This is a genomic window from Symbiopectobacterium sp. Eva_TO (assembly GCF_053848865.1).
Genome location: NZ_JBSPEY010000005.1, coordinates 389,123 through 395,570, shown reverse-complemented (window position 1 = coordinate 395,570; position 6,448 = coordinate 389,123). Strand labels below are relative to the sequence as shown.

General features: G+C 46.7%; 11 protein-coding genes and 2 pseudogenes. 7 read left to right on the top strand and 6 right to left on the bottom strand.

All coding sequences use genetic code 11. From position 1 onward, the window contains the following. Positions 1-143: 143 nt before the first annotated feature. The 6 genes and pseudogenes from ACWWJF_RS27545 to ACWWJF_RS27520 form a co-directional block, all read right to left on the bottom strand. A complete protein-coding gene (locus ACWWJF_RS27545; RefSeq protein ID WP_455871468.1) occupies positions 144-254 on the bottom strand; it encodes a hypothetical protein in 111 nt (36 codons plus the stop codon). Positions 255-429: 175 nt separating this feature from the next. Then, positions 430-960 carry a DnaB-like helicase N-terminal domain-containing protein gene (locus ACWWJF_RS27540; protein WP_455871467.1) on the bottom strand — a complete coding sequence of 177 codons (531 nt, stop codon included), beginning with the start codon at positions 958-960 and terminating at the stop codon, positions 430-432. Further along, positions 944-1,841, bottom strand: a pseudogene (locus ACWWJF_RS27535) (DNA replication protein). The gene ACWWJF_RS27540 and the pseudogene ACWWJF_RS27535 overlap by 17 nt, the downstream one beginning before the upstream one ends. Continuing rightward, positions 1,828-2,079 (bottom strand): hypothetical protein, encoded by a 252-nt coding sequence (locus ACWWJF_RS27530; RefSeq protein WP_455871508.1) that lies wholly within the window; start codon positions 2,077-2,079, stop codon positions 1,828-1,830. Before ACWWJF_RS27530 ends, ACWWJF_RS27535 begins: the two are co-directional and overlap by 14 nt. 12 nt (positions 2,080-2,091) lie before the next feature. After that, positions 2,092-2,424: a hypothetical protein gene (locus tag ACWWJF_RS27525; RefSeq protein WP_455871466.1), complete on the bottom strand. Its 333-nt coding sequence runs from the start codon at positions 2,422-2,424 to the stop codon at positions 2,092-2,094. 241 nt (positions 2,425-2,665) lie between these two features. Continuing rightward, positions 2,666-2,866, bottom strand: a complete 201-nt coding sequence (locus ACWWJF_RS27520) for a transcriptional regulator (RefSeq protein WP_455871465.1) — start codon at positions 2,864-2,866, stop codon at positions 2,666-2,668. A gap of 128 nt (positions 2,867-2,994) precedes the next feature. On the opposite strand from ACWWJF_RS27520, the gene ACWWJF_RS27515 reads away from it, so the two are divergent. The 7 genes and pseudogenes from ACWWJF_RS27515 to bet all read left to right on the top strand — a co-directional run. After that, entirely contained in the window at positions 2,995-3,705 is a 711-nt protein-coding gene (locus ACWWJF_RS27515) for an XRE family transcriptional regulator (protein WP_455871464.1), read from the top strand. Positions 3,706-4,229: 524 nt separating this feature from the next. Further along, positions 4,230-4,601 (top strand): antitermination protein, encoded by a 372-nt coding sequence (locus ACWWJF_RS27510; protein WP_455868433.1) that lies wholly within the window; start codon positions 4,230-4,232, stop codon positions 4,599-4,601. A 106-nt stretch (positions 4,602-4,707) separates the two neighbouring features. Next, positions 4,708-4,911 (top strand): hypothetical protein, encoded by a 204-nt coding sequence (locus ACWWJF_RS27505; protein WP_455871463.1) that lies wholly within the window; start codon positions 4,708-4,710, stop codon positions 4,909-4,911. After that, positions 4,908-5,144 (top strand): hypothetical protein, encoded by a 237-nt coding sequence (locus tag ACWWJF_RS27500; RefSeq protein WP_455868431.1) that lies wholly within the window; start codon positions 4,908-4,910, stop codon positions 5,142-5,144. Before ACWWJF_RS27505 ends, ACWWJF_RS27500 begins: the two co-directional genes overlap by 4 nt. A gap of 141 nt (positions 5,145-5,285) precedes the next feature. After that, entirely contained in the window at positions 5,286-5,471 is a 186-nt protein-coding gene (locus ACWWJF_RS27495; protein WP_438816323.1) for a hypothetical protein, read from the top strand. Continuing rightward, complete coding sequence (locus ACWWJF_RS27490) at positions 5,464-5,772, top strand: hypothetical protein (RefSeq protein ID WP_455868430.1); 309 nt, start codon at positions 5,464-5,466, stop codon at positions 5,770-5,772. Before ACWWJF_RS27495 ends, ACWWJF_RS27490 begins: the two co-directional genes overlap by 8 nt. Next, positions 5,769-6,330, top strand: a pseudogene (bet, locus tag ACWWJF_RS27485) (phage recombination protein Bet); the annotation flags it as partial. The gene ACWWJF_RS27490 and the pseudogene bet, both read left to right, overlap by 4 nt. Positions 6,331-6,448 lie beyond the last annotated feature (118 nt).

The window sequence follows — 6,448 nt, the reverse complement described above, 5'->3', positions numbered from 1 at the left end:
CACGCTCACGCTTGATACGGCGACTTTCTGCAACGATGTGAGCACAGTGGTAAGCCCGGGGCGTCATCGATAAACAGGTTATTACTCTCGGCAACCTCTGCGCCCTTGACTAGAGCTAACGCAAATGGCTATCGTCATACCCATCAAGATAAAATTTGATGAACACACACAGATGCCTGAGATACTGATTTTTCAACAATCTGTTCCTCTGGCATCTCAAGACTAAATGCGATTGTTGGCAGCTTTTCATTCATCGCGCAGTTAAGTGCAATTTGTGTGTACAGGGTCGTTTTCCCATTTTTGGCCTTGCCCCAACAACAAAAAAGAAACCCTCACTACCCGCTTCGGCTCCAGCATGTCATCCAGAGATTAATCCCTGTCGTCAACCCAATCGCTGATGGATCCCTGGTTAATCGCTTTTCAACAACGTTAGCCCAGCGCTCCAAACGCATCAGCGAACGGAACCGCACACCTTGTTACGCCTGATTTCGTCTTAGCATCCAACTGCATCGCCAGCGCCTGAAACTGTTCCAACTTTTCAGCGGTGGTCATTCCGTTGCGCGCGTAGAGGATTTCCAACGCTTTGTTGGCTTGCTCAATGGCGTAGCGCTCCATGGCTTTCTCACGTACCACATTGGCGTAGGTTACGATGTTTGCCGCACTTGGCGTTGAACGCTGCGTTTCTGCCAGATACGCAAACCCGCCGATGTGCTCAAGGTCACCAGAGCTTTCCAACTGTTCAGATAACGTCAGCAGGTCTAACGTCTTTCGCCCGGTGTTCATGCCCTGCATGGCACGGTAGATTACAGCATGCTGCCGGTTGTAAAACGCATCCGGCTTCAGGAAGGAAAAAACCTTCTGAGCACGGTCGCTTTGTGCGTCCAGCAGCAGCCCACCGATAACCGATTGCTCAGCTTCAATGCTGCTTGGCGGGACAAGGTAATCAGCGGTCATTGTCATCATGGCCCCCTTCCCTGACTTTCAGGTACGTGTTGTCGTTGAGGTAAACTCGAAATCACGCTTGCGCCATGTGGTCCCGGTTTTCTGGTTAGGTCGGCTTTCCAGCATCCAGCGGCAGTTTAGCGAGATGTATCCGAGATACTCCCGCCACGCTTCGATAGTGAATGGCTTGTTGTCCAGCTTGCGAGTGATAACCCGGCCTTCTTCCAGAAGGTGCGGATCAGGTTTTTACGCTTCTCGCTTAGCAGCCGAATGCTTGGCGCTTCTGGAAGAATTTCGTGGTAGGCATCAACAACGTCTTGGCAGAATAACGAGGGCTTTTTTTCCTCCTGATTTTCTGCTGCTGATGCACACTCATTAGATTTATCTAATGAGTTATTATTTAATTCTTTCTCTGTGGTAATTTGTTGGTAATCTGTTGGTACAACCTCCGCCGTAGGCGTTGATACCACTGGTTTTGCGTTGGTAATTTGTTGGTAATCTGTTGGTACAGAAAATTGCTGATATTCATCGTATTTTATGACGGTAAAAACGGTGAATTTCTTATTGCTCTGAGTGCTGATCATCCCCAATTTTTGGTACTTTCTGAGAAGATACTGAACCCTGTTAGACCCAATGCCTGTTTCGAACGCCAGAGAGTTTCTTCCGCTAATGAACTGTCCTCGTTGGCACAACACATCACCATTCTCAGTTTGTACAACCGTTGGTTCGTAATTGGCTCTCAGTAGCAGGTGAATCCATAAATGCGACGCCTCTGGATCTTTGTAGAACGGCGTATCCATGATTTTACGGTGCAGCAAGGCAAACCCCTTACCGCCATTTCTTGGCGACTCCTGCGGCCTTCTGGCCTCTCTTGCTTCGGCTAAACTAACGACGCTCATCTTTTTTCACCCTCGATTTAGCCAGTCTGAACACATTGATGAGCCGCTCAGCGAACGGCTTGTTATTGACGGCAGCGACAACTAATCCATCAGGTGAATCGGGATGCACACGTTCCTCTTTCTGCTTGAAATTCCGGTTATTTCTTGCCATAATCTCTCGTGAATTCAATAGGTTTTTTGTTTTCTTACGCCGAAAAAGTGTTCGCGCACTGTTCGGCTTTTTCTTTTGTGCTTGCATCATGTTCCCCTCCTATGCAGCAAGGCATTCGTCGCCTGATACAGATTCAGCCGCTTCCAGTTGATACTTCGCAAATTCCATCGCTGAACGAAGCAGATAGCGGTATTCATCCAGCGGCATCTTCTTCTCGCCCTCGAAGACAAAATCCTGCACACCACTGGCGGCTAAGATATCCATCATCTCGGTGAGCTTCTCTGAGCGGCGCAGGACGGTTGAATCGGCGACACCGAGCATTTTTGCGATGTTGGTCTGGCGTACTCGGACAATGGCCTGATATGCTGCTGTAACGAGGTGACGGCTAATGAACTCAACCGCAGAATTTTTGCGTGTTTTTGCCTGTTCCATTTGTGATAATTTCCTTGTTGAAAAAAATAGGTTATCGGATGCGCGTGTAGATACACGGCACCTGTAATTTGGTAATCAACAGACGTGACGAAGCCGTGAGGCAGTCACAGTGAGTTTGTTACTGTGGGATGTTGAGTTCGCCACGTTGTCGGTGGCTTCCGTAGGACGAGTGTCCGTTGTAAAGAGCGGTGCTACTGGTTAGGCTGAAAAATCCATTTAATGACCGGTGGGGTTCATGCCTTTAGTGATTAAAAACATCTGGATACAGTTCTTCTATGTTCAATCCAGTAATAACCAATAGGTCTTTCATGCGTTTTTTGGGGAGGACACCACCTCTCTTTTTAATCTGAGATACAGCTTGGGCAGAAATATCTAAGCGTTCCGCAAGAGTTTTTTGCCTGCCTCCTACGGCAAGCACTGCTTTATCTAATGGAGTTAACAAAATATCTCCCTGTTGAGTCTAGTTCTTACGTAAACACCAAGTTTATATCACCAATACCTCTACGTCAACACCATGGTTATTGATAAAATCAACTAAAAGTTTACTCTGTACTTGCGGAGAACCTAGCTATGAATAATATTACTAAACGATTAAAGCATGTGATGATGCAGGAAGGCTTAAATCAGCGAGCCTTTGCTGAAAAATTAAACGTATCCCCACAAACTCTACATAACTGGTTGAAAAGAAATGCCATAAGCCGAGAGTCAGCTCAAAAATTAAGCACTCTATTTGGATACTCTCTAGATTGGTTACTCAACGGAAAAGGGTCTGCTAAAGCTGCAAGTAACAATAATCCTGAACTGCCACCAGAAGATGAATGGGGCAGCATCTGCTCATGGGATCGAAAAACACCTTTGAACAATGATGAGGTAGAGATTCCGTTCTATAAAGACATAGAACTAGCCGCTGGTGACGGTTGTTTTGAAAATGTTGATTACAACGGTTTTTTATTAAGATTTTCAAAATCAACATTAAGAAGAGTGGGAGCTAATTCTTCAGGGTATGGCGTTGTATGCTTCACAACCCATGGAAATAGCATGGAGCCATTCATCCCTGATGGGACTTGTGTTGCAATTGATTGCAATAATAAACATATTCATGACGGTGATGTGTATGCAATAAACATCGATGGATTAAAGCGAATCAAACAACTGTACATGCGCCCCAAGGGAAAAATTGTAGTACGTAGCTTTAATCGTTTAGAGTACCCTGATGAGGAGTTTAATGAACAAGAAGTAGATATTATTGGTCGGGTATTTTGGACTTCTCGCCTTTGGTAAGCAACTTGCACTTCCCTCACTAACTCCCATAGTTTTCTATCTAGTCACAATACAAGCCACATCAGAAGCAAATGTGGCTCCTACCTTCACGTATCTTCCTCTCAGCTAGAAAAACTCTTCTAGGTCAATCGAGTAAACAAAGACACACGAAATATATAAACATAATGTTGACAGTAGTGTATTCACGGTGTTTAATAACCTCCATCACCCCACCAGACAGCCTTCAGCCAGACGGTGGGACACCAACCCGCAACGGCAATACCCCGGCATGCAAGACCTCGAGTTACCCGCCGATTGCCTGAGCGTAAGTAGCCAGCCCGAGGCACAGGAACATGACGGCGGTTGGGGCATATTTCAAATACATGCTCTTTCAAAACGAGCCTCGCGCTCTACGGAAGGCACCGACAACGTGCCGAACCTTTGCCCAGATGTTTTTGGGGTGTGGTGGGCTGAATAAAAATTATAGCCAACACCAGGACTATAACCGTTCACCACACCACCAAAACCATCTGTTGGAGGGGAGCATGGCTACTATCATTTACCGTAAATCCGTTAATCCTGTTAACAAAACCAACGCCGCTATTCGCCGTCATGCGAGACGCAAGGCAGAAGCCATCCGGCGTGAACTGGTGTCATCCCGTATCGACAAGGCATTGGGGCAGAAGCCAGAAAAACGCAAGGCGCTTAACCGAATCGAATTGGCCTTCAAGCGCAAACGTGCACCACGGATTAATTTCGGCTTACTGGACAAGTTCAGAGAGCAAATTAACCGTTTCGCTGAAAAGTACGATATTACCAGACGTCTTAACCATCGCATCTGGTACAGCAAACCGAAAACGGAGTATGGCATTACCGCCAAGGCAAGACAGACATATACATCACGGCTCGTTCATTGAATTTTAGGCTGGGTCGTGCTGCTTGGAAAATATGGCGTTATTTCAAACACAGCTAACGGACAATACCCGGAAGTCATTAAACGATTGAGGAGCATTAAATAGCGTTATGGCAGATGATGTAGATATAGCTAGCCAGAGCGAAGAAACCTTTCGCCAACACCTGATCACCAATCATCGAGAGAAGGAATTACCGGTTAACGGGCGCTGCTATAATTGCGAAGAGCCAACCGAGGGTAATTTCTGCTGCAAAGAATGTCGGGAAGATTGGGAAAAGCGAAAATATTTTGATAGCCAATGGAGAATTGAATGATGCAACTTAATAAACCTCATATCACGACCTTCAATCACCCTGATTTCGGTGACATGGTCGCTGTCACCAACGGCAGCAATAATATTAATGATTCACATTATTTGATGAGCATTGACATCCTCCCTTGTGATGACAATGAGACAAGAGTATATAAGTCAACTATTTTCTATCTGACGGAAGAAAATAAGTGGCTTAAAAAGCAGGTGAAAAAATTAACGCTAGTGTATGACTGAAACACTTTCAGAATTCCCATCATCCGCTTATCGCCGCAATCAACATCACACTGATAATAGATAACACAGAACTGCCTCTTTATACCCGCGCCGATATTCGTCGGCAAAATTATACATCAATCCAAATCAAGGAAAGCCACGATGGAACTTGCTATCGCGGGCGCACCCATCGTGCGTCCTGAAATTAAATTTGACCCGATTCGGTCAATCGAACATCACCGCTCAAATATCGTCACGGGCCAGAGCTTCAAAAACAAAAGCTGGCTGCAACGGTTATTCGAGCAGCTTATTGCAACGGTTAATCAGAAGGGGAACCCCAATGCTTAATCCATCAAAGATACAGGCCATTCGGAAAATCATGGAAGAAATGCCGCCTGAAATAACAGAGGACTGTTACGCAGAGGCTGAGCAATTGGCGGAGAAGTCTATCGAAAGGTTTCGTGATCCGCTCAGAAAGCATTGGCCCGACGCTTACACAGAGCAAGCCTGTGAGTACATGGAAGACAGCGATGTTGATTATCAGGAAGCCGAGAGTCAGCGAGTATTCGACGCCATTTTCCATCGCGTGAAGGTGGAGCGGGCTTTTTGGATTTATGACAGGCAGAACAGCACGGAGGATGCAGCATGAACACAGCATTAGCAACAATGGCTGGAAAACTGGCTGAGCGTCTCGGTATGGAGCAGGATACGGATTTGATGGATACCCTTAAGAATACGGCGTTCAAGGGGGGGTAACGTCACGGACGAGCAATTTACCGCCCTACTTATCGTTGCCAACCAGTACGGGCTTAACCCGTGGACGAAAGAGATTTACGCATTCCCTGATAAGGGCTGCATTGTTCCGGTTGTTGGTGTCGATGGTTGGGCGCGGATCATTAACGAACATCCTCAGTTCGACGGAATGGAATTCGGCTACGACAAGGAAGAGGGGGCTTGCACCTGCAAGATTTACCGCAAAGATCGCAAACACCCCACTGTAGTAACCGAATACATGGGCGAGTGTAAGCGCAATACCCAGCCGTGGCAATCACACCCCACCCGTATGCTGCGCCACAAGTCACTTATTCAGTGTGCACGCATGGAATTTGGGTTTGCTGGCATTTACGACAGCGACGAAGCAGAACGGATCATCGAAAGCAGCCCGGCAAGCGTTGTTGTTGGACAACAAACAGACGAGCGCCGCCCTGCACTCATTGCCCGGTGCGAAGAAGCGGCACAGCTAAGCATGGAAGTTTTCGCGGAGACATGGAAGAGCCTCACTCAGGAAGAACGCCAGATTATCGGCAATGCAGAAAAAGAGCGTA